19 protein-coding genes are annotated in these 20,217 nt (G+C 74.5%); 8 read left to right on the top strand and 11 right to left on the bottom strand.

Translation table 11 applies throughout. The features are described from left to right. The first annotated feature begins 35 nt into the window (after positions 1–35). Positions 36–1,271 (top strand): agmatine deiminase family protein, encoded by a 1,236-nt coding sequence (locus ACWEPF_RS27985; protein WP_452174709.1) that lies wholly within the window; start codon positions 36–38, stop codon positions 1,269–1,271. 49 nt (positions 1,272–1,320) lie between these two features. On the opposite strand, the gene zapE is transcribed toward ACWEPF_RS27985, so the two are convergent. Next, positions 1,321–2,397, bottom strand: coding sequence for a cell division protein ZapE (zapE, locus tag ACWEPF_RS27980; RefSeq protein WP_452174708.1), 1,077 nt, complete (start codon positions 2,395–2,397; stop codon positions 1,321–1,323). 141 nt (positions 2,398–2,538) lie between these two features. On the opposite strand from zapE, the gene ACWEPF_RS27975 reads away from it, so the two are divergent. From ACWEPF_RS27975 to ACWEPF_RS27960, 4 genes are all read left to right on the top strand, one after another. Continuing rightward, positions 2,539–2,958, top strand: coding sequence for a hypothetical protein (locus ACWEPF_RS27975; RefSeq protein ID WP_452174707.1), 420 nt, complete (start codon positions 2,539–2,541; stop codon positions 2,956–2,958). Between the two features lie 202 nt (positions 2,959–3,160). Next, a complete protein-coding gene (locus tag ACWEPF_RS27970) occupies positions 3,161–3,412 on the top strand; it encodes a hypothetical protein (protein WP_452174706.1) in 252 nt (83 codons plus the stop codon). 133 nt (positions 3,413–3,545) lie between these two features. Further along, positions 3,546–4,055: an Imm50 family immunity protein gene (locus ACWEPF_RS27965; RefSeq protein WP_452174705.1), complete on the top strand. Its 510-nt coding sequence runs from the start codon at positions 3,546–3,548 to the stop codon at positions 4,053–4,055. After that, positions 4,048–4,443, top strand: coding sequence for an Imm50 family immunity protein (locus ACWEPF_RS27960; RefSeq protein WP_345281684.1), 396 nt, complete (start codon positions 4,048–4,050; stop codon positions 4,441–4,443). The genes ACWEPF_RS27965 and ACWEPF_RS27960 overlap by 8 nt, the downstream gene beginning before the upstream one ends. Before the next feature lie 13 nt (positions 4,444–4,456). Here ACWEPF_RS27960 and ACWEPF_RS27955 read toward each other — a convergent pair whose 3' ends face one another. Next, a complete protein-coding gene (locus tag ACWEPF_RS27955; RefSeq protein ID WP_452174704.1) occupies positions 4,457–6,085 on the bottom strand; it encodes a HEAT repeat domain-containing protein in 1,629 nt (542 codons plus the stop codon). 67 nt (positions 6,086–6,152) lie between these two features. Next, positions 6,153–7,340, bottom strand: a complete 1,188-nt coding sequence (locus tag ACWEPF_RS27950; RefSeq protein WP_452174703.1) for an erythromycin esterase family protein — start codon at positions 7,338–7,340, stop codon at positions 6,153–6,155. A 57-nt stretch (positions 7,341–7,397) separates the two neighbouring features. On the opposite strand from ACWEPF_RS27950, the gene ACWEPF_RS27945 reads away from it, so the two are divergent. Beyond that, positions 7,398–8,132, top strand: a complete 735-nt coding sequence (locus ACWEPF_RS27945; RefSeq protein ID WP_452174702.1) for a MerR family transcriptional regulator — start codon at positions 7,398–7,400, stop codon at positions 8,130–8,132. Between the two features lie 14 nt (positions 8,133–8,146). Here the strand turns inward: ACWEPF_RS27945 and ACWEPF_RS27940 are convergent, their stop codons facing one another. Further along, positions 8,147–8,434, bottom strand: a complete 288-nt coding sequence (locus ACWEPF_RS27940; RefSeq protein WP_452174701.1) for a DUF1905 domain-containing protein — start codon at positions 8,432–8,434, stop codon at positions 8,147–8,149. Between the two features lie 71 nt (positions 8,435–8,505). Continuing rightward, positions 8,506–9,687 (bottom strand): GDSL-type esterase/lipase family protein, encoded by a 1,182-nt coding sequence (locus tag ACWEPF_RS27935; RefSeq protein WP_452174700.1) that lies wholly within the window; start codon positions 9,685–9,687, stop codon positions 8,506–8,508. Positions 9,688–9,797: 110 nt separating this feature from the next. Between ACWEPF_RS27935 and ACWEPF_RS27930 the strand changes: the two genes are divergently transcribed. Next, positions 9,798–12,917 (top strand): AfsR/SARP family transcriptional regulator, encoded by a 3,120-nt coding sequence (locus tag ACWEPF_RS27930; RefSeq protein ID WP_452174699.1) that lies wholly within the window; start codon positions 9,798–9,800, stop codon positions 12,915–12,917. Between the two features lie 12 nt (positions 12,918–12,929). On the opposite strand, the gene ACWEPF_RS27925 is transcribed toward ACWEPF_RS27930, so the two are convergent. Next, positions 12,930–14,492 (bottom strand): amidohydrolase, encoded by a 1,563-nt coding sequence (locus ACWEPF_RS27925; RefSeq protein WP_452174734.1) that lies wholly within the window; start codon positions 14,490–14,492, stop codon positions 12,930–12,932. Between the two features lie 151 nt (positions 14,493–14,643). Here ACWEPF_RS27925 and ACWEPF_RS27920 point away from each other — a divergent pair, with 151 nt between their 5' ends. Then, a complete protein-coding gene (locus ACWEPF_RS27920) occupies positions 14,644–15,258 on the top strand; it encodes a TetR/AcrR family transcriptional regulator (RefSeq protein ID WP_452174698.1) in 615 nt (204 codons plus the stop codon). A gap of 49 nt (positions 15,259–15,307) precedes the next feature. On the opposite strand, the gene ACWEPF_RS27915 is transcribed toward ACWEPF_RS27920, so the two are convergent. The 5 genes from ACWEPF_RS27915 to ACWEPF_RS27895 form a co-directional block, all read right to left on the bottom strand. Next, the gene (locus ACWEPF_RS27915; protein ID WP_452174697.1) at positions 15,308–16,723 is read right to left on the bottom strand and encodes a NarK family nitrate/nitrite MFS transporter; all 1,416 of its coding nucleotides are present in this window, start codon (positions 16,721–16,723) and stop codon (positions 15,308–15,310) included. 194 nt (positions 16,724–16,917) lie between these two features. Beyond that, complete coding sequence (locus ACWEPF_RS27910; RefSeq protein ID WP_345281699.1) at positions 16,918–17,130, bottom strand: hypothetical protein; 213 nt, start codon at positions 17,128–17,130, stop codon at positions 16,918–16,920. 78 nt (positions 17,131–17,208) lie between these two features. Next, positions 17,209–17,493 (bottom strand): hypothetical protein, encoded by a 285-nt coding sequence (locus ACWEPF_RS27905; RefSeq protein WP_452174696.1) that lies wholly within the window; start codon positions 17,491–17,493, stop codon positions 17,209–17,211. Between the two features lie 146 nt (positions 17,494–17,639). Continuing rightward, positions 17,640–18,659 (bottom strand): hemolysin family protein, encoded by a 1,020-nt coding sequence (locus ACWEPF_RS27900; protein WP_452174695.1) that lies wholly within the window; start codon positions 18,657–18,659, stop codon positions 17,640–17,642. Continuing rightward, the gene (locus tag ACWEPF_RS27895; protein ID WP_452174694.1) at positions 18,656–20,068 is read right to left on the bottom strand and encodes a hemolysin family protein; all 1,413 of its coding nucleotides are present in this window, start codon (positions 20,066–20,068) and stop codon (positions 18,656–18,658) included. Before ACWEPF_RS27895 ends, ACWEPF_RS27900 begins: the two co-directional genes overlap by 4 nt. Positions 20,069–20,217: the final 149 nt, after the last annotated feature.

Below are 20,217 nucleotides of genomic sequence, written 5' to 3'. Positions count from 1 at the left end.
GAGCGACCACGGCCGCACTGACGGAAGGTCACCACATGACCAGCGCACGCGATCCCCACGCGCAGTCGCACACCTCCCTCGGGAGACGAGGCTTCCTCGCCGCCGCCGGGCTCGCCGCGGCGGGCGCCACCTGGGCGGTGGCCGGCGGCGGCACCGCAGGGGCGTCCGTGACCCGCGGCTCCGCCTCGCCCGGCCTCGCGGGCTCCACCGGCCTGGCGGCCGGCACCTTCTCCGTGCCGGTGGACACCGTCCGGCACACCCGCACCTGGATGGCCTGGCCGGACGACGCCACCATCTGGACCGGTCGCAGCGGAGGCCGCCGCGGCGGCAAGGTGCCCTCGCTCAGCCAGATCCAGGGCAACATCGCCCTGGTGGCCAACACCATCGCCCGCTACGAGCCGGTCTACATGCTGGCCAACCCGGCCTCGGCGGCCCGGGCCCGCCAGCTCTGCACCGCTGCGAACATCACGATCATCACCAGCATCCCGGTGAACGACTGCTGGATGCGCGACACCGGCCCGGTCTTCCGCACCAACGGCCTCGGCGGCCTGGACACCATCGGCCTCAACTTCAACGGCTGGGGCGGCAACCAGGTCTACACCAACGACGGCAAGGTGGCCTCCCGGGTCGCCGCGCTGCTCGGCCTGCCGTTCACCGCCGCCTCGATCATCGGCGAGGGCGGGGCGGTCGAGACCGACGGCGCCGGCACCGTGATGGCCACCAAGAGCAGCCTGCTGGTCTCCAACCGGAACCCCGGGATGAGCCAGACCACCGCCGAGACGGCGCTGAAGAACGCCTACGGCGCGAGCAAGGTGATCTGGTTCGCCGGCGTGGCGGGCCAGGACATCACCGGCGACCACGTGGACGCCACCTCGCGCTTCCTGGAGCCCGGCAAGGCGCTCGTCCAGTACCCCAACGCCACTGACGACCCGTCGGACGTCTGGACCAAGGACGAGATCAACCAGTACAACGTGCTCGCCGCCGCCACCGACGCGCGCGGCGTCCGCATCCAGGCCACCAAGCTCGGCGGCCCGGACTACTACTCCATCCGCCAGTCGGACCCGGCCTTCGTCGGCTCCTACGCCAACTACTACGTCTGCAACGACGCCGTCATCGCGGCCCAGTTCGGCGACTCCCGAGCCGACGCCGCCGCCAAGTCCAAGCTCCAGTCGCTCTTCCCGGGCCGCACCGTGGTCCAGCTGAACATCGACTACCTGGGCCTCGGCGGCGGCGGCATCCACTGCGTCACCCAGCAGCAGCCCGTCCCGTAGCCGTAGGTGTGGGCCCCGGCGGCATCCCCTGCCCGCCGGGGCCCTTCGGCTACCGCGCCGCCGGGACCTTCTGCAGCATCGCCAGGCGGCTGGCGATCCGGTCCAGGTCGCGCAGCATCTCCGGCCCGGCCCCGGCGAGCGGGTCGGCCCCGATCAGGACCAGCCGGACGTCGCGGTCGCAGCAGACGTCCACCAGGTTCCCGAAGCGCTGCCGCCCGTCCGCCGTGGCCTCGGCGAGCGGGACGACACCGTCCACCACCACCGTGTCGAAGCGGGCGGCCAGCGCCAGGTAGTCCGGCACGGAGGTGGTGCTCTCGCAGAGCTCCCCGAACCCGACCCAGACGGTGCCGCCGCGCACCGCGCGGACCGTCAACTCCCGCAGGTGGCCCGCCACCGCGGTCCGCTCCTCGGCCGCCGGCGCGGCGAAGCCCGCCCGTTGGGCATCCTCCCGGTCGAGCACGGCGCCCTCCGCGAACCTGCGCCCGCCGGAGGGGAGTTGGCCGATGCGGCGGAAGTCGGTCGGCCCCGACACGTCGAGGACGTCCATCCGCTCCTCGATCAGGGCGATCGTCGGCTCGAAGAGGTGGTGGTAGACGGGGTTCGGCATCAGGCCGGAGGGCGGGTAGTTGGAGGTGGTGACGAGGGTGACCCGCCGGTCCAGCAGGGTGCGGAACAGCCGGGCCACCAGCATCGCGTCCCCCGCGTCATGGGCATGGAACTCGTCGAAGACCAACAGCTCCGCGTCCCCGAGCAGTTCCTCCACGGCCCGGTCGACGGCGCTGGTACGGGAGTCGGCGCCCACGGGTGCCGCGTGCGCCACGCCCTCGTGCAGCAGGTGGAAGAAGTCGTGGAAGTGCAGCCGCCGCTTCCGCTCGCCCGGCACCGCCTCGAAGAAGGTGTCCACCAGCCAGCTCTTCCCCCGCCCGACCGGCCCCCAGACGTACAGCCCCCGCACCGGCGCCGGCGCCCTGAACAGCCTTCTGGCGCCGGCCAGTTCCCCCGCCAGCCGGGACAGCCGCTCCACGGCCGCCTCCTGAGCCTGCGACAGGGTGAACCCCCGCCGCCCGGCATCCCGCCGGAAGTCCTCCCGGACCGCCTCGTACACCTTGATCGTCTTCGCGCTCACGGCCCGCGAGCCTAACCGATCACCGCTCCCGTCGGGCAGTGCGGCCCCGGTCCACCGGGAGTGTCGCGGTGCGGTCACCGGTTCGCACCGGCTTGCCGATGGGCCTCCCGGTGCGGCCGGCCGGTTGCCTAGGCTCGCGGTATGACTGCTGCCCAGTGGTACGTCCTCATCGAGGAGGACACCCGGATGACCAAGCACGCCGACGGGGTCGAACTGAAGCTGCACCACTGGACCCTGGTGGCCAGTCATCCGGTGGGCGGCAGTGAGGAGGACGCCCTGGCGGTCGCCGAGGAGGCCGCCCTGAAGCACGTTCCGGACCTGCTGGCGCGTCACGCCAGGCCGGGGGACGTACCGGCCCGCCAGGCGTTCCGCGCGGGGGACGGCTCCTGGCTGGTCTGGCTGCGGCAGCACCACCGCGAGTGCCACCTGCGGGTCACGACGGCCCGGTTGGTGCACGTGGTGGCGGGGAACGACGCTCCGCCGAAGACCTTCCGCGACAAGCTCCGCAACGCCCTGGACGGCCCCGCGCCCGAGCCCACCCGCTGGGCACCGGGAGCGTGAGACCGGGCCACCGGTTGACGGCGACGTCCCTGACGGCAGGGCAGGACGGCCCGATGAGACCGGATGCCGTCCTCGCCGCCGATCACCTCCGCGTTCCTCGCACCGGGTCCTCCCCGGAGGAGCGGGTCGTCCCCGTCCGGGCGGTCCGGGACGCCGACCCGGACGCCACGCCGCCGGAGGTGCGGACCGTCGGGGGGAGACCGTGTTCTTCCCGGCGGGGCAACGGGCCGAACTGCGGGCGTTCTGCGCACGGCACGGGATCGCCCTGCTGCGCCGCGCCGACGTGTGGGGTGACCTGCTGGAGCCGTTCCTGGACACCGAGTTCGCCGCTGAGCACCGGGCCGGGCTGGAACCGGGTGAGGTGGCCGCCGTCAGGGACCGGGTCGCGCCCGACGCCCGCGCGGCGTTCCGGGCCTGGGCCATGGGGATCGCCGATCTCGCCTCCAACCGGTAGGCAACGCCTTTCCGGCGCCCCGGCCGAGGAAGCCGCCCCGAAGCACCTGCCGGACCTGCCCACCGTGCGAGGCCGGGGACGTTCCTGGATATCATCGCAGCTCAGAGGCGTCCGGACGGGAAGGGGAGGGGTCGTGTCAGCAGCCGATGTCCGGCCGGGGCTGCTGCTGCACGCGGAGCGGTTCACCGGGCTGTACCGCGAACTGCCGCCCTTGGCGGGGCTGGTGCTGCGCTCGGTGCACCTGAGCCCGTACGGCGCTGCGGTGACCCTGCGGGTGGAGTTTCCGCGGTTCCCTGACCTCGCGCCGCCGGAGTGGACCGAGGCGGGCTGCGACCGGTTCGAGGCCCAGCTGGAGTTCGTCGCGGTGGAGGACCTGCGGATGCGGGGCGTGCCCGGGGCGACGGTGGTCGACGTGGCGTTCGGGGCCTGGGCGCCGACCCCGGAGCGCCGGATCGAAGTCGCCGTGGCGGGGCGGGAGTTCTCGCTGCGGTTCACCGCCCACGGCGTGCGTCCGGGGCGCCTCAACGCCTACCGCTCCGAGGACGGGGACCCCTACACGGCCCGGCGCTGGTTCGACGGCCCGCTGGAGCGGCGCCGGTACACGGTACTGCCGCCCACCACCGCGAAGGTGTTCTATGAGTGAGCCCGACTGGTCCGCCGCGCTGGCCGACCCGGAGGTGATCCGTTCCGTCCTCGGCTCGCCCCCGCCACCGCTGACGGACCACCGGTTGGAGTCGCTCCTGGTCGACGAGCGCGGCAGCTCCGTGACGCTGCGGCTCTCCGCCTTCGCAGTGGCGGCGGGTGCGGCTGAGCTCTGGCGTGAACGGGGCCACAATGCCTACGAGTTCGTGCTGGTGTGCGGCGGTGTCAGTGATTTCGTGGTGGACGCCTGGTCCGGCTGGCCGCTCACCGAGGCCGTTCTGGAGGCCGGGGCCGTCACACTGACCGGCCGGGACCGGCGGGTGTCGTTCCGCGCCGAGGCGATCCGGGCCGAGCCCCCGGTCGGGCGGCTGTGGGGCCGCACGCCGTGAGAGGGTGGCCGGCTCAGCACTGGGTCGGCAGGCAGAGGTGGGGCATCCGGACGGCCTCGCCGTCCAACGCCCGCCGCAGGACGGCACGCAGGCGCTCGTCGTCCAGGAAGGCCCGGTAGTCGAAGGTGACGGCGAGGCGCCGGTCCAGGGACAGGACGTGCTCCACCGCGCTGCGGACCGGCGGGGCGAGGGGGCCGCGTCGGGAGAGTGCGGCGACCGCGGCCACGGCGGCGAGGTGGGTGAGCGGGTCCTGCCAGGGCTGGTAGAGCGGTGGCATCTCGGTGAGCCTGGCCGCCGTGGCCTCCAAGTCCCCGCGCAGGGTGGGTTCCCACGGAGGGGTGGTTCCGTCCCACGCGGACAGGACGGCGGCCGCGGTCCGTCCGGGGCGGGTCCCGGACCCGGCCCGGGCCAGCTCCAGCAGGGCGGGGCGCAGCGCGCCGGCGTGCTCCTCCAGCGTGAGCAGGGCGTCGTAGGGCTCGGGCCGGTGAGGGTCACACGCCTGGTACCCCCGGCCGGGCTCGCGGTCGAGGGCGGTCAACCCGTCGACCAGGCGCGGCATCACCCGTGGGTCGCCGATCCGCCCGAGGGCCCAGTGCGCGTAGTCGGTGACGCGGCCGTCGCGCAGCTCGTCCTCGCCGGGATCGTCGAGGTGCGCGAGCAGCGCGTCCGCGAAGGGGGCGGCCGACGGCCCGAGCACCGCCAGCAGGTTCGCGGCTCGGACCCGGACGGCCGGCTCCGGGTCGTCCAGCAGCTCGCCCGCCACCCGGACCAGCCCCGGGCCGGCTGAGGGGCGGACCACCAGTACCTTCCAGGCAGCGTCCAACGCGGCTGTCCGGTAGGTGAGTTCACCGGTCCGGGCGAGCTCGGAGGTGAACCGTGCGGCCAGTGGTCCCGGGAGGTCCTCGGCCGTCCCCAGGATCAGACCGGGCAGTTCGGTGCGGTACTCCGGGTCGGGCAGGTCCCACTCGGCCCCGACCGAGGCCGCCGCCCCCGGCTCCCGGAAGACGGTGACCAACTGCTCCGGCAGGCCGGCGGCTCCCTCGGGATCCAGCCGGGCGAGGCCGCGGAGGGCCGCCAGGCGCAGGGCGGCCGATGCCGTGGCGGCGGCCTCCAGCGCGAGCCGAGCGTCGTCGGAGTCCGAGCTCCCGGCGGCGAGCTCGCCGAGCCTCATGAGGAGCTTGATCCGCACCGCGGGCTCCTCCTCCGACCGGAGCCGCTCCAGCAGCGGGGCGTGACGCTCCACCAGGTCGACGGCCCACCGGCGGGTCCGCGGGTCCGGATCCTCGATGAGGTGCTCGGCCGCCGCTCGGCAGGAACGCCAGGCCGCGTGCCAGCCAGGGGCGATCCGCTCGGCGGGCTGCGTCCGTGCGGCACCGACCAGCATGAACAGGGTCGCTGCCACCTCGTGCCGGTCCGGCAGGGACGGATCCCGTGCCAGTGCCGTCAGGAACGGCAGCGCGTCGGGCGCGAACGCCTCCATGCCCGTGGGGTCGCGGTAGAGCCGGTAGAACAGCTGGTACCCGTCCGCCGGTTCACCGCGCGCGATGCGCCGCAGCTCCGCGACCGCCTCCGCCGAGCCGTCATGTCGTCCGAGCCGGCTCCAGGCCGCGTCCACCGAGGTCATCACGTTCAGCGCGTTCATCCCGGCCATCCTCGCAGTGCCCCGACGAGCGGGGCGAACGGTTATCCCGTGCTGCGGTGACCCTGGGTCAGACGTCGCGGAGGAAGACGACGGCGTCGGCGTGGCCGACGGTGGCCGGATCGAGGGGGAAGTAGGTGTGGTTGGCGGGGGCGCGCAGTGGCGTGCCCGGGGGCAGGGCGGCGGCGAGGTCCGGGGCGGGGTGCAGCGTTCGGGGGTGGGCAGTTGCGAGGAGGAGGCCTTCGAGGGTGTCGGGGGCGGGGTGGTCGGTGGCGCGGGTGCCGAAGGTGGTGGCGGTGAAGGCGTAGCGGTCGGCCAGGCGGGTGGCGAGCAGGGCGCCGCCGCTCCACCAGGTGAGGCGTTGGCCGCCGAACTGCATGCTGCTCTCGGTGCGTTGGAGGTGGCTGTTGTGGGCGAAGGCGAGGGTCGGGCCGCGGTGGGCCTCGCGGTCGGCGACGGCGGAGAGGTTGTCGGCCATCATCAGGTCGCGCAGGGCGACCAGCGAGGTCAGGCGCTGCGGGCCGGGGTCGGCCAGGGCGGCGTGGTAGCGGAGCAGGCCGGTGGCGGTGCGGGCGTGCAGACCGGCCAGCCAGAGGTGCTCGGGGGAGGTGGCGGCCAGCAGCTGCGGGGTTCGGGCGGCGAGCAGGGCGGTGAGGTCGTCGGCGATCAGGCGCAGCCGGTCCGCCTCCGGCGTGCGGCCGACGGACTTGGCCGGGTCCCACATCACCCCCGGGTCCGTCCACGGGGAGGAGTTGCCCAGGAGGGCGGTCAACTCGTCCAGGGTGAACGGGAGTTCGAGGTGAGGGGAGAGGAGGCCGTGCAGGGTGGTGAGCGCGGGGCCGGGGGCGGCGGCGCCGCTGACCTCCAGCGGGCCGTCGATGCCGTCGAAGCGGAGCCGGTCCTCCGGAGGGTGGGCGGCGTTCCACTGCCGCATCCAGTGCAGCAGCTCGCGGTTGCCCGGGTAGGCGCCGAAGCCGTGGCTGAGGCCGTGGGCGGCGGCGTGGTCGAGGTCGTCGGCGTGGCCCGCGACGTAGGCGTCCGCGGCCAGGGCTGACAGGCAGTCGGACTCGAGGGCGATGGAGCGGTAGCCGCGGTGTTCGACCAGGTGGCGGAAGAGCTCGTTGCGCAGGTCGAGGAAGGCTTCGACCCCGTGGGTCGGCTCGCCCAGGCCGAGCACCCGGACGGCAGGGGAGAGGAGGGCGGCCAGGCGCGCGGGAGTGAACGGAGCGGTGACCTCGGAGAGGGTGGGGGGAGTCATGGCTTCCACCGTATCCTTGAACCTTCGGTGTGAACTTTCGGAGGTCTGGACCCGAGGATGGACGACAAAAGTCTCAAGCAGAGGTTGCGTCCGGTCGATCTGGCCCGGGAGCACGGCCTCTCCACCCAGGCGGTGCGCAACTACGAGGAGGCCGGCTTCCTGCCGCCCGCCGACCGCTCCCCGCACGGCTACCGCGCCTACACCCCGCTGCACGCCACCGCCCTGCGCACCTTCCTGGCCCTGGTCCCCGGCCACGGCCACGCGAACGCCGGTGCGGTGATGCGCGCGGTCAACGGGGGCGCGGTGGAGGAGGCGCTGCGGCTGATCGACGCGAGCCATGCCCTGCTGGCCGAGGACCGCCGGACGCTGGAGTCGGTGGCGGTGGCGCTGCGCGACCTGGAGCCGGTGGAGGAGCGGGGGACGGAGGAGGGCGGCCTGCTGATCGGGCACCTGGCGCACCGTCTCGGTCTGCGCCCGGCGACCCTGCGCAAGTGGGAGGCGGCCGGGTTGGTGGTGCCCGAGCGGGACCGCCGTACCGGGTACCGGGTGTACGGGCCCGCACAGGTGCGGGACGCGCTGCTGGCCCGTCAACTGCGGCGCGGAGGGCATGGGTTGCCGCAGATCGCGCTGGTGCTGGAGCAGGTCCGGACGGCCGGCGGGGCCGAACCGCTGCAGGCGGCGCTGGCGGAGTGGAACGGACGGCTGACCGCGCGGGGCCGGGCCCTGTTGGCGGGGGCGGCGGCCTTGCACCTGTACCTGGAGGAGCTGCGGCAGGACGCCCCGGACGGATGAGGGAGGGGCAGGGGTCAGAGCCGGACGGTCAGTTCCACGTCCACCTGGTCGCCCGTGGTCAGGCCCAGCGGGGTGCGGACGGCGAGCTTCAGCGGCAGCAGGTAGGCCCCGTCCTTGGGGAAGAGCGAGGTGGTGAAGGCGCGGGAGCCGATCCGGGCCTCCACGGGGATCACGCCCCAGCCGTAGCTGGCCTGCGCGGCCACCTGACGGACGGCCGCCGACTCCTCCTCCGGCAGCGGGACGTAGTAGTACGGCGCCGGGCCGCGCCACTCGATCACGTGGCCGGTGAAGCTGAGGTCCATGCGGATGGTTTCCGTTCACGGGTGCTGCCGGGGGTCCGCCCAGCGTAGCGGGCCGAGCGGACCCCCGGGCGTCAGCTCCGCGGCAGCAGCCGCATCGCGGTGGGCGAGCCGTCGCCGAGGTAGTCGCTCTCGCAGCCGTAGCGGCCTGGCCGGGCGGCGGAAAGCAGGGAGAGGCAGGCGCCGAGGGCGCGCTGGCCGAAGGCGTTCGGGTGCATCGACTCCTCCAGCGTCCCTTGGGTGTTGGCGTAGTCGAGGAAGCGGAACCACTCGTGCCTGCGGGCGTCCGGCCCGCTCTGGCCGACCTGGGTGGTGCCGAGGGAGCAGACCTCGTGTCCGCTCATGGTCTCCTGGAGGTCGAGGAACTCGGCGCCCTTCGCGGCGGCCACCGAGCCGACCAGTTCGGCGAGTTGGGGCACCAGGGAGTAGCGGGCCCAGGAGGCGTCGCGGTTGTTGAACGGGCAGCCGTCGCGGTTCAGCCGGTTGGAGTCGCCCTCGCGCAGGCGGAACTCCTCGCCGCCCGGGATCGGGGAGGGGTAGGACTGGAGCACCAGCCGGTAGTCCGCGTTCCGGTACCCGGCGGCGGTCATCACCGAGCGGATGTCGTCCACCACGGCGGTGACCTTGGCCCGGACCCCGGGCAGCTTGCCGTCGACGACCGCCTGCTGCTCGTTCATGCAGAGCCGGCTGAACGCCCAGTCGTACGCGCACTCGCCGATGATCTCGCCGAAGCCGAGGTCGTTGCCACCGATCGAGAGCACGACCAGCGAGACCCGCTTGCCGCGCGCGAGTTGGGCCAGCCGGTCGTTCTGCGGGGCCTCGCCCTTGAAGGCCTGGCCGCCGGCCGCCGTGCTGAGCACGTGCACCGTCTCGGCACCGGAACAGGCCAGGTTGTACCGCTCGGCCACCGGCAGGGCGGTGGCGCTGTTCAGCTCGGCGGTGTCCGAGCGGTGGCAGCCCTCGACGGCGCCGGTGGTGCCGTACACCCGGGCGGGGTCGTACCGGCTGCCGGTCCAGGCGCGGTCGGTGCCGTTGCGGCTGCCGTCGTAGCGTGCGGTGTTGCCGAGCCAGCGGCCGCCCTCGCCGGAGATGAAGCTGTCGCCGAGGGCCACGGCGACGGCGGGGCCGGAGGGGACGGCCGGGGCAGCAGGGGCGGCCGGGCCGGCCGGGGCGGCGGCGTGGCCGGTGGCCGGGACGGCCAGGGTCAGCGCGGTGCCGAGCAGGAGGGCGGCGGTTCTCCGCCAACGGGTACGCATGGAGGGTCCTCCGGGAGGGTGTGGGGGCGTGCGGGGCTCTTCGCCGTCGGGCATGTCCACGCTACGATCGGCGGCCACTGGTTCCCCATCGATCGGCCACCGGGAGGCCGGTGACGGGACGTCAGGGGGACGGGGGACGGATGGAGTTCGCGCTGCTCGGACCGCTCCGGGTGACCGACGGGGACGGGCGGGAGCTGCCGACCGGCGGCCCGCGGGACCGGCGGGCGCTGGCGGTCCTGCTGCTGGACGCCGGGCGGGTGGTCACGGTCGGCCGCCTGGCCCGGGCGCTCTGGGAGGAGCCGCCGGCCACCGCGCGCGAGCAGGTGTTCAACGTGGTGGGCGGCCTGCGGCGGCGCTTGGCGGCCGGCACCGGCGGCGCGGCGGTGGGGCCGGAACGGACGGGGGACGACGGCTTCGTCCTGACGGTCGCTCAGGACGGTACGGACCTCGGCAGGTTCCGGGCGTCGGTGGAGCGGGCCGCGGGCGACCCGGAGCGGGTGGCCGGACGGCTGCGGGAGGCCCTGGCGCTCTGGCGCGGACCGGCCCTCGGCGGACTCGGCGGCCCGGTGCTGGCGGCAGCGGCGGCGCAGTTGGAGGAGGAGCGGCTGAGCTGCCTGGAGCGGCGCGTCGAGGCCGACCTCGCACGCGGCCGCCACCGCGAACTCGTCGACGAGCTCGCCGGGTTGACCGCCGAACACCCGCTGCGCGAGCGCTTCACGGAGCTCGCCCTGCTCGCCCTCCACCGCTCCGGCCGGCGCGCCGAGGCCCTGGAGCTGTACACCCGGACCCGCCGCACGCTGGCCGAGGAGCTCGGCCTCGACCCCGGCGCCGAACTCACCCGCCTGCACCGGGCCGTGCTCGCCGACCGGTCGGCGCAGCCCGAGCCGGGGCCCGGGCCGAGGCCGCGGTCGAAGCCCGAGCCGAGGCCGCTTTCGGAGCCCGAGCCGAAGCCCGCGCGGGAGGGTGCGCCGGAGGAGGGGCCGGGCGGTGTGGTGTTGCCCGTGCCCGCCCAACTGCCGTCCGACAGCCAGGCGTTCGTCGACCGCCCGGCCGCCGTCCGGGCCCTGCTGCGGGCCCTTGCCGCCGGCCGGCGCCCGGAGGCCGTCCCGGTCTGTCTGATCAGCGGTCAGGCCGGAGCGGGGAAGGCCGCGTTGGCCGTCCACGTCGCCCACCGACGCCGGGCCGCCTACCCCGACGGCCAGCTCTTCGTCGACCTGCGCGGGGCGGACCAACGCCCCGCCGACCCCGGCGAGGTGCTGGCCGGCTTCCTGCGCGCCCTCGGCGTGGACGGCCGCCGCCTGCCCGGCACCACCGCCGAACGCGCCGCCCTCTACCGTACCCTGCTGGCCGACCGCCGGGTCCTGGTGCTGCTGGACAACGCCGCCGACGAGGAGCAGGCCCGCCCCCTGCTGCCGGGCACCCCGGGCAGCGCGGTGCTGCTCACCAGCCGGCGGCGCCTGCCCGGCCTGGACCTGCGGCTCTCCCTGCCGCTCGGCCCGTTGGACGAGGCCTCCGCCGTGGCGCTGCTGGCCGCCGTCGCGGGGCCCGAGCGGGTCGGCGCGGAGCCCGAGGCGGCCCGCACCCTGGCCGGGCTCTGCGGCCACCTCCCGCTGGCGGTAAGGATCGTGGCCGCCAAACTGGCCGCGCACCCGCACCGCGGAATGGCCGAGCTGGTGGACCGCCTGGCCGACGAACGCCGCCGCCTGGACGAACTGACCCACGGCACCCTGGGCGTCCGCGCCGGGCTCTCCCTCACGCACCGGACGCTGTCCGGGCCCGCCCGCGCCCTGCTGCGCCGCACGGCCCTGCTGGACGCCCCCGACTTCGCCGCCTGGACGGCGGCGGCCGCGTCGGGCCGCCCGCTGGCCGAGACCGAGCACCTGCTGGACGCCCTGGTGGCCACCCACCTGCTGGAGGTCGACCGCCCGGCCGGCGCACGGCAGGTGCGCTACCGCTACCACGACCTGGTCCGCGCGTACGGACGCGAGCGGGCCGAGGCGGAGGAGCCGCCGGGGGAGCGGGAGGCGGCCCTGGGCCGGGTGCTGCGTCGCTGGGTCACGCTGGTGCGGGCGGGCCGGGTGGCCCACCAGGGCAGCGACTACCCGGCCCGGATCGGCGGGCCGGACCGATCGGCGGGCGAAGTGCGGTGCGGCCGGCAGGAACTGACGGACAGCGAGCCCGGGCCGGCGGCGGTGACGGCCGATCCGGTCGGTTGGCTGGGGGAGGAGCGCGAGGCGCTGGTGGCCACCGTGCGGCAGGCGGCCGGTCTGCCGCCCGGGGACGAACATGCCTCCGCCTGCTGGGAGTTGGCGGCACTCGGGGAGTACCTCTTCGACCTGCGCAGCGATCTGGCGGGCTGGCGCACCGTGCAGGAGCTCGGCCTGGCGGCGGCCCGGGCGGCGGGGGAGCGCCGGGCCGAGGCCGCGCTCCTGGTGGGCCTGGGCCGGTGCAGGGCCACCCACGAGGAGTGGGACGCGGCCCGGGAGACCCTGGAGGAGGGCGCGGCGCTCTTCGGCGAGCTGGGCGACGAGCACGGCCGGGCGTACGCGGGCTGGGTGCTCTCCTACCTCGACCGGCTCCAGGGGCGGACGGGCGAGGCGATGGCCCGCTGCCGTCGCGGGGCCGAGGTGTTCGCCGCGGCCGGTGACCTCTACGGGCAGGCGCACGCGCTGCGCGGGCTGGGGCAGTTGCTGCTGGCGGAGGGGCGGCAGGAGGAGGCGTTGCGGCTGTTCCGGGAGGCGTTGGAGACGGCGGGGCGGGGCGGTGCGGTCTGGCCGAGGATGAGCATGCTGCGCTGGGTGGCCGAGGCGCACCGCCTGCTGGGCCGCCACCGGGAGGCGGAACGGGACTTCGCGGAGGTGCTGGCCCACACCAGGGAGGGCGGCGACCTGGCGGGCCAGACCGCCGCCCACACCGGCCTGGGCCGGGTGGCCCTGGACCGGGGTGATCTCCCGGGAGCGCTGCGGGAGTTGCGCACCGCGGCCGCGATCGGCCGCCGCTCCGGCCAGACCGTGATGCACGCCCTGGCCGTCGATCCGCTGGCCGAGGCCCTGCTCGCGGCGGGCCGTCCGGGCGACGCCCGGGCCGTCCTGGACGGCCCGATCACCGACTGCCGCACCATGCGTACCGGTCCGCTGCTGGACCGGCTGCTGGCCCGCCGGGAGCAGGCCCGCCGTGAGCAGGCCCGCTCGGAGGAGGCCCGGCGCGTGGTGGCGGCAGGCGGCGAGTGACGGACGGTCGGGTCAGCCGTTCCGGTGCGTGATCCGGCCGTTCGACACGGTCAGGGCGACCGGGGACTGGGCGAGTTCGTCCGCCGGGACGGTGAGCGGGTCGAGGGCGAGGGCGGTGAGGTCGGCGCGCAGACCGGGGGCGATCCGTCCGGCGCGGTCGGCCTCGCCCGCGGCGACGGCGGCGTGCGTGGTGCAACCCTCCAGCGCCATCAGCGCGGTGAGGCCCTGCTCGGGGACCACCGGCGGGATGTCCGTGCCGGGGGCGCGGCGCAGCTGCGCGTGGGCCAGCACCACGCGCGGGTCGGAGTTCGAGACCGGCCAGTCGGAGCCGAGGACCAGCACCGCGCCGGTGTCGCGCAGGGTGCGGCAGGGCCAGGCGAGCGCGGCGCGCTCGGGGCCGAGGCGCCGTGCCCACTCGTCGGTCCGGTCGGCGCGGGTGAAGGCGCTGTGGGCGGGCTGCATGGAGGCGATCACGCCGAGCTGCGCGAACCGGACGGCCTGCTCGCGCGGCAGGGTCTCGATGTGCTCGACGCGGTGGCGCATCCGCCCGTCCGGGCCGAGCGCGGCGACGGTGTCCAGGACGTGGCGAACACCCGCGTCGCCGATGGCGTGGGTGGCGGTCCGCACCCCGGCGGCGTGCAGGTGGTGGACCGCGGCGGTGTACTCGGCCGGGTCGAGCCAGAGCCCGTCGCGGCTCTGCCCGTGGCAGTCGCCGTGCTCCAGCCAGGCCGAGCCGCCCTCGACGGTGCCGTCCATGAACAGCTTGACGCCCCCGACCAGCCAGCCGCGCCCTGCGGTGCCGTGCAGTGCGGCGAGTCCGTCGAGCCCGTCCCGGTCGGTGCCGGGCATGCACCACGGGTTGATCCGCAGCCGCAGTGGCAGCTCCTCCCGCTCCTCGATCGCGCGGAGCAGGTCCAGCACCTCGCCGCCGGCGTCCATCACGTGGGCGCCGGTCAGGCCGGTGGACGCCATCTCGGCGAGCAGGCCCCGCAGCTCCTCGCGGCGCTCGGCGAGCGGGCGGCGCGGCAGGATCGCGGTGACCGGGTCCATCGCGGCGTGCTCGATCAGGTGGCCGGTGGGGACGCCGTCGGCGTCGCAGACGACGGTGGCGCGCTGGGCGAAGGTGCGCGGCCCGTCGATCCCGGCGGCGCGCAGGGCGGCGCCGCTGACCAGCGCGGAGTGGACGTCGTACAGCCGGAGGAAGACGGGGACCTCCGGGCCGAGCACGGACTCCAGCAGCTCGCGGTGGACGGGGCGGCCGCCGAAGGCGTTGTGGTCGAGCCCCCAGCCGACCACCCACCCGTCGGTCCGCTCGGCGGCGGTCAGCGCCGCGCGCAGCCCGTCCAGGTCGCGCACGGCGGAGAAGTCCGTGCCGGCGGCCATCTCCAGGCCCAGGGCGGGGTGGCTGTGGCCGTCGGTCAGGCCGGGGACGAGGGTCGCTGCGCCGAGGTCGATCACCTCGGTGCCGGGGCCGCGCCAGGCGCGGGCGTCCCGGGCGTCGCCGACGGCGGTGATCAGGCCGTCCCGGACGGCGACGGCGGTGGCCCGCGGCCGGCCCGGGTCCAGGGTGTGCATCCGGGCGGCGAGCACGACGAGGTCGGGGGTCACGGTGAACTCCTGGGAAGGTGACGGCAGGTCAGACGTCGGTTCCGTAAACCTAAAGCATGATGGTTTTTGCACCCTAGCCCGTACGGCTAGGGTGCGGGAAGACCTGAGGAGGGGAGCGATGGGGCGTCCCAGCAAAGCGCTGCTGGACCAGGAGCGGATCGCGGCCACCGCGCTGGCCCTGGTCGACGAGCACGGCGACTTCTCCGTGCCGCAGATCGCCAAGCGGCTCGGCGTGCAGACCGCCTCCGTCTACCACCACGTCGAGGGCCGGGCCGGGATCGTCGAACTGCTGCGGCTCCGGCTGGCGGCCGAGATCGACCCGGGCACCCTCGACCTGCGGCCCTGGGACCGGGCGATGGAGGCCTGGGCGCTCTCCTGCCGCGCGGCCTTCGCCGCCCACCCGCGCGCCATCACGCTGCTGTCGATGGCCCAGGTCGTCGCGCCCGAGGTGCTGGCCCACTACGACAAGGCGGTCGCGGTGCTGCTGGAGGCCGGTTTCGCGGACTCGGTGGTGATGGTGCTGATCGCCGCGCTGGACAACCTGGTCCTCGGCTCCGCGCTGGACCTGGCCTCGCCCGAGACGATGTGGGAGCCGGCCCCGGACGGCTCGACTCCGCTGCTCGCCCGCGCCCTCGCGGCCCTCCCCGAGGGCCGCCGGGCCGACGCCGCCTTCGACTTCGCCCTGGAGGCCTTCCTCGACCGGGCCCGGCGGACGCTGGCCGGGCCGCACTGAGGCGGCCCGGCCAGGAGGTGGTGACGGGGGGCGGGGGAGTGACGCGGCGTCAGCTCGGGTACTCGGCACCCTTGCGGGCGTAGTACCACCAGGTGACCGCCAGGCAGCTCAGGTAGAAGGCGACGAAGCCCCACATCGCGCTGGTGACGGCGAAGTTGGCGAACATCGCCGGGATGAAGAAGAAGCCGTAGGCGGCGATCGCCGCGGTGAAGCCGGTGACGGCTCCGGACTCCATCTCGGCCTGCTTGAGCGCCTGGTCGTGGGCGGCGGTGCCCTCGGTGAGGCCCTTCAGGGCGCGGGCCCGGAAGATCACCGGGATCTGCCGGAAGGTCGAGCCGTTGCCGATGCCGGAGAAGAAGAAGGCGGCCAGGAAGCAGGCGAAGAAGCCCCAGAACGAGCCGCCGTCCGCGCCGGAGGGCAGGAAGGTGATCACGCCGACGATGGAGACCGCCATCCCGGCGAAGGAGAGCAGGGTGACCTTGGCGCCGCCGAGCTTGTCGGCGATCCAGCCGCCGGCCCAGCGGGCCAGGGCGCCGACGGCCGGGCCCATCCAGGCGTAGGTGGCGACGGAGTAGTCCGGGAAGGTGGTCTTGATGAGCAGCGGCAGGGCGGCGGCGAAGCCGATGAAGGAGCCGAAGGTGCCGACGTACAGCCAGGTCATCAGCCAGGTGTGCTTGCGCCGGAAGATGACCTGCTGCCGGCTGAACGGGGTGGAGGCCACCTTGAGGTCGTTCTGTCCGAACCAGCTGACGGCGGCCAGCAGGACGATCACCGGGATCCAGACGAAGGCGGCGTTCTGCAGGTAGACGGCGGTGCCGTTCGCCTTGTGCTGGGCGGAGCCGATCGCCAGCACCGAGGAGGTGATCAGGATCGGGGTGAGCAGCTGGACCACCGAGACGCCCAGGTTGCCGAGCCCGCCGTTGATGCCGGTGGCGTTGCCCTTCTCCTTCTTCGGGAAGAAGAAGCCGATGTTGGCCAGCGAGGAGGAGAAGTTGGCACCGCCGAAGCCGCAGAGCGCGGCGATGGCGGCGAGCACCAGGTACGGGGTGGAGGTGTCCTGGATGGCGATGCCCAGCCAGAGCAGCGGGACCACCAGCACGATCGTGGAGAGCGCGGTGAAGCGGCGCTGGCCGATCTTCGGGCCGAGGAAGGTGTAGAAGATCCGGGCGGTGCCACCGGTCAGGCCGGGGATGGCGGTGAGCCAGAACAGCTGGGAGGTGGTGAGCCCGAAGCCGACGTCCTTGAGGTTGGTCGCGGTGACGGACCAGACCTGCCAGACCACGAAGCCGACCAGCAGGGCGGGCACCGCGATCCACAGGTTGCGGTTGGCCACCTTGCGTCCGGTGGCCCGCCAGAAGACCGGGTCCTCCGGGTCCCAGTCGCTGACGGTGCGTCCGGGCCGGTACTGGCCCGGGTCGGGGGCGTCGGCGGGCTGCTGTCCGGCGCGTTGGACGGTGGAACTCATGGCGTAACCCCTGCTGTCGAGACGGCGTCGGCCGAGCGGGGCGGCGGTGACCGCCACACTGGTCTAGACCTCTCCAATGTCCGCCTTCACGCGGGCTTTACCGAGGGTCCTACGTCGCGACTGTGCGCGGACCAAGGTCCCGGACACGCCGGAGGGCCGCCCTCCGCGGGGAGGGCGGCCCGTCCGACGGGGCGTCAGGAGCCTTGGGCGGAGCGCTGTTCGCCGGCCGGTTCGAGCGCTCCGGCGGAGAGGCCGAGGGCCTCCAGCAGCAGACGGCAGTCCTCGCCGTCCCTGGCGTGGGCGGCGACCACGCCGCGGACCCTGGCCTGCAGGGCCGGGGGCACGACGTGGTCGGTCGGTTCGATGGTGTCGGCGATGGTGGTCAGGTCACGGTTGGCACGGGGCATCGGGTCCGCTCCTCGGAGGTCGCGGTGGATCGCCCACGGTACCGCCTGCGGCGCGCGAACGCCGGGGACGCGCGGAGCCTACGCCCCGGGCACCCAGTAGTTGTGGACCTGGTGGACGGGCGGACGCCCCGAGCCGCTGGGCCAGCCCAGCTCCTGCGCGACGGGCATCATCCTGTCGGCGAACGCGTCCATCTGCGCCTCGCTCTCCCAGAGGTCGAAGATCTCCAACCCCTGGTCGGTCGCGACGCAGACGTGCGAGAGGCAGCCCGCGAAGATCTCCGGCGTCTGCTGGAGCCGGGCGTTCAGGGCGTCGTACTGCTCGGCGGTGATCCCCGGGAGCACCGCGTGGATCAGAACGGCCATGGCCGGTCACTTCCTCTTGTCCTCGTGCCGAGTGGGTGTGCTGCCAGCACACCACCTCCGGCCCGGGGTGGCATCCGTACGGGGAAGGCCCGGCTGCGCACCCCCGGGAGGGCGCGCAGCCGGGCCTTCGACGGCGGGCGGCTCGCTCAGTGGGCGGCGGGGCCGACCAGCTCCTTGAGCACGTCCTCCAGGGTCACCAGACCGGTGGCCGAGCCGTCGGGGGCGACGGCCGCGGCCAGGTGGGTGCCGGAGCGCCGCATCGCGGTGAGCACGTCGTCCAGCGGAGTGGACTCGGCGACCCGGGCGATCGGGTGCAGGGCCCGGGACGGGAACGGCAGGTCGCGGTTCTCGTCCTGCTCCAGCGCGTCCTTGACGTGCAGGTAGCCGGAGACCGTCCCGTCCGCCCGCAGCAGCGGGAAGCGGGAGAAGCCCGTCCGGGCGGCGAGCTCCTCCAGCTGGGCGGGGGTGGTGCCGGGCCGGGCGAAGACCACCTGGGCGGTCGGGGTGACCACCTCGGAGACCGGGCGGCTGCCCAGCTCCAGGGCGTCCTGGAGCAGCTCGGTGTCGCGCTCGCTGAGCAGCTCGGCGTCCGAGGAGTCCTGCACCATCCGGGAGAGCTCGTCCTCGGTGAAGACCGAGCCGACCTCGTCCTTGGGCTCCACCTTGAGCATCCGCAGGATGGCGTTGGCGAAGGCGTTGATCGAGAAGACCAGCGGGCGCAGCGCCTTGGTGGTCGCCACCAGCGGCGGCACCAGCAGCATCGCCGCCTTCTGCGGCGCGGCCAGCGCCAGGTTCTTCGGGATCATCTCGCCGAGCAGCATGTGCAGGTACGTGGCCACCGTCAGCGCGATCACGAAGGCGATCGGGTGGGTGAGCGCGTCCGGCACGCCGACGGCGTGGAAGACCGGCTCCAGCAGGTGGGCGATGGCCGGCTCGGCCACGGCGCCGAGCACCAGGGAGGAGACGGTGATGCCGAGCTGGGCGGTCGCGAGCATCGCCGAGACGTGCTCCAGGCCCCAGATGACGGTCTTGGCCCGGCGGTCGCCCGCCTCGGCCTGCGGTTCGACCTGGCTGCGGCGCACCGAGATCAGGGCGAACTCGCCGCCGACGAAGAAGGCGTTGCTGACCAGGGTCAGCAGGCCGATGAAGAGCTGGAGCGCGGTCACCGGTCCTCCTCCGTGCGCTCGGCGGTGCGGTCCGCGGTGCGGTCCGCGCTGTGGTCCGAGGCGCGGCCGTCCGAGCGGCCGTCCGACGGTTCGTCGGCTGACGGGGCTTCAGGGGCGGTGATCCGCACCCGTTCCGCCACGTGGTGGTCGACGCTCTCGACCTCCAGCTGCCAGCCCTCCAGCTCGACCAGGTCGCCCGGGGTGGGGATCCGGCCCAGCCGGTGCGCGATCAGCCCGGCCAGGGTCTCGTACGGGCCCTCGGCGGAGGGCAGTCCGAGCGTCTCCAGCTGGTCGGTGCGGGTGATGCCGTCGGCGTCCCACTGACGGCGGCCGTCGGTGAGGGTGCCGACGAAGAACAGGTCGGGCACCTCGGTCGGGTCGTGCTCGTCGCGGACCTCGCCGACCACCTCCTCGACGATGTCCTCCAGCGAGGCGATGCCGGCCGTGCCGCCGTACTCGTCGATGACCACGGCCAGGCTCTCCTCGCCGCGCAGCTGGTCCAGCAGCCGGTCCACGGTGAGGGTCTCGGGCACCAGCAGCGGCGGGGTCATCAGGGTGGTGACCCGGCGGGAGGCGCGCTCGGCGGCCGGGACGCCCAGGGCGTGCCGGATGTGCACGGTGCCGACCACCTGGTCCATGCTGCCCCGGTAGACCGGGAAGCGGGACAGGCCGGTGGCCCGGGTCAGGTTGGCGACGTCGGCGGCGGTGGCGTGCTCCTCCAGGGCCTGCACGTCGACCCGAGGGGTCATCACGTTCTCCGCCGTCAACTCCCGCAGGCGCAGCGCCCGGACGAAGAGGTCGGCGGTGTCGGGCTCTATCGCGCCCTCGCGGGCGGAGTGCCGGGCCAGCGCGATGAGCTCCTGCGGGGTGCGGGCCGAGGCCAGCTCCTCGGCGGGCTCCAGGCCGAAGCGGCGCACCACCCGGTTCGCGGAGTTGTTGAGGTGCCCGATCAGCGGGGAGAACGCGGCCGAGAACAGGTACTGCGGCCGGGCCACGATCTTGGCCACGGCGAGCGGGCGGGAGATCGCCCAGTTCTTCGGAACCAGCTCGCCGGCCACCATCAGGACCACGGTGGAGAGCAGCACGCCGAGCAGCACGGCCACGGTGTCCACGGCCCCGTGGGGCAGCCCGACCGCGGTGAGCGGGCCGCGCAGCAGCGCGGAGACCGAGGGCTCGGCGAGCATGCCGATGACCAGGCTGGTCACGGTGATGCCGAGCTGGGCCCCGGAGAGCTGGAAGGTGAGCCGCTTGACGGCGGCCAGGGCGCCGGCGGCGCCGCGCTCACCGGCCTCGGCGGCGCGCTCCACCTCACCGCGCTCGACGGTGGTGAGGGAGAACTCGGCGGCCACGAAGACGGCGCAGGCCAGGGTGAGCGCGAGGGCGAGCAGGAGCAGCAGGACTTCGGTCACCGTGCCACCCCCGCTCCGGACTGGTCGTCCTGCTGTACGGGAACGGCACGGGTGGAACTGGGAGGCTCGTCCATCGCGGGGACCGCGGCTCCTTCTTTCGTCAGTGCGTACGTGTCTGGTCGGTCTACAGGAGTGTAAACGAATGGCAA

Source organism: Kitasatospora sp. NPDC004289, from assembly GCF_053602875.1.
The sequence above is the reverse complement of the archived record's forward strand: the minus strand, read 5'-3'. Positions and strand labels throughout refer to the sequence as shown.

Coding starts and splice junctions, on each gene's coding strand:
- ACWEPF_RS27985 (WP_452174709.1), top strand. CDS start 36: ATGACCAGCGCACGCGATCCCCACGCGCAGTCGCACACCTCCCTCGGG.
- ACWEPF_RS27975 (WP_452174707.1), top strand. CDS start 2,539: ATGACTGCTGCCCAGTGGTACGTCCTCATCGAGGAGGACACCCGGATG.
- ACWEPF_RS27960 (WP_345281684.1), top strand. CDS start 4,048: ATGAGTGAGCCCGACTGGTCCGCCGCGCTGGCCGACCCGGAGGTGATC.
- ACWEPF_RS27955 (WP_452174704.1), bottom strand. CDS start 6,085: ATGAACGCGCTGAACGTGATGACCTCGGTGGACGCGGCCTGGAGCCGG.
- ACWEPF_RS27950 (WP_452174703.1), bottom strand. CDS start 7,340: ATGACTCCCCCCACCCTCTCCGAGGTCACCGCTCCGTTCACTCCCGCG.
- ACWEPF_RS27945 (WP_452174702.1), top strand. CDS start 7,398: ATGGACGACAAAAGTCTCAAGCAGAGGTTGCGTCCGGTCGATCTGGCC.
- ACWEPF_RS27940 (WP_452174701.1), bottom strand. CDS start 8,434: ATGGACCTCAGCTTCACCGGCCACGTGATCGAGTGGCGCGGCCCGGCG.
- ACWEPF_RS27935 (WP_452174700.1), bottom strand. CDS start 9,687: ATGCGTACCCGTTGGCGGAGAACCGCCGCCCTCCTGCTCGGCACCGCG.
- ACWEPF_RS27925 (WP_452174734.1), bottom strand. CDS start 14,492: ATGCACACCCTGGACCCGGGCCGGCCGCGGGCCACCGCCGTCGCCGTC.
- ACWEPF_RS27920 (WP_452174698.1), top strand. CDS start 14,644: ATGGGGCGTCCCAGCAAAGCGCTGCTGGACCAGGAGCGGATCGCGGCC.
- ACWEPF_RS27915 (WP_452174697.1), bottom strand. CDS start 16,723: ATGAGTTCCACCGTCCAACGCGCCGGACAGCAGCCCGCCGACGCCCCC.
- ACWEPF_RS27910 (WP_345281699.1), bottom strand. CDS start 17,130: ATGCCCCGTGCCAACCGTGACCTGACCACCATCGCCGACACCATCGAA.
- ACWEPF_RS27905 (WP_452174696.1), bottom strand. CDS start 17,493: ATGGCCGTTCTGATCCACGCGGTGCTCCCGGGGATCACCGCCGAGCAG.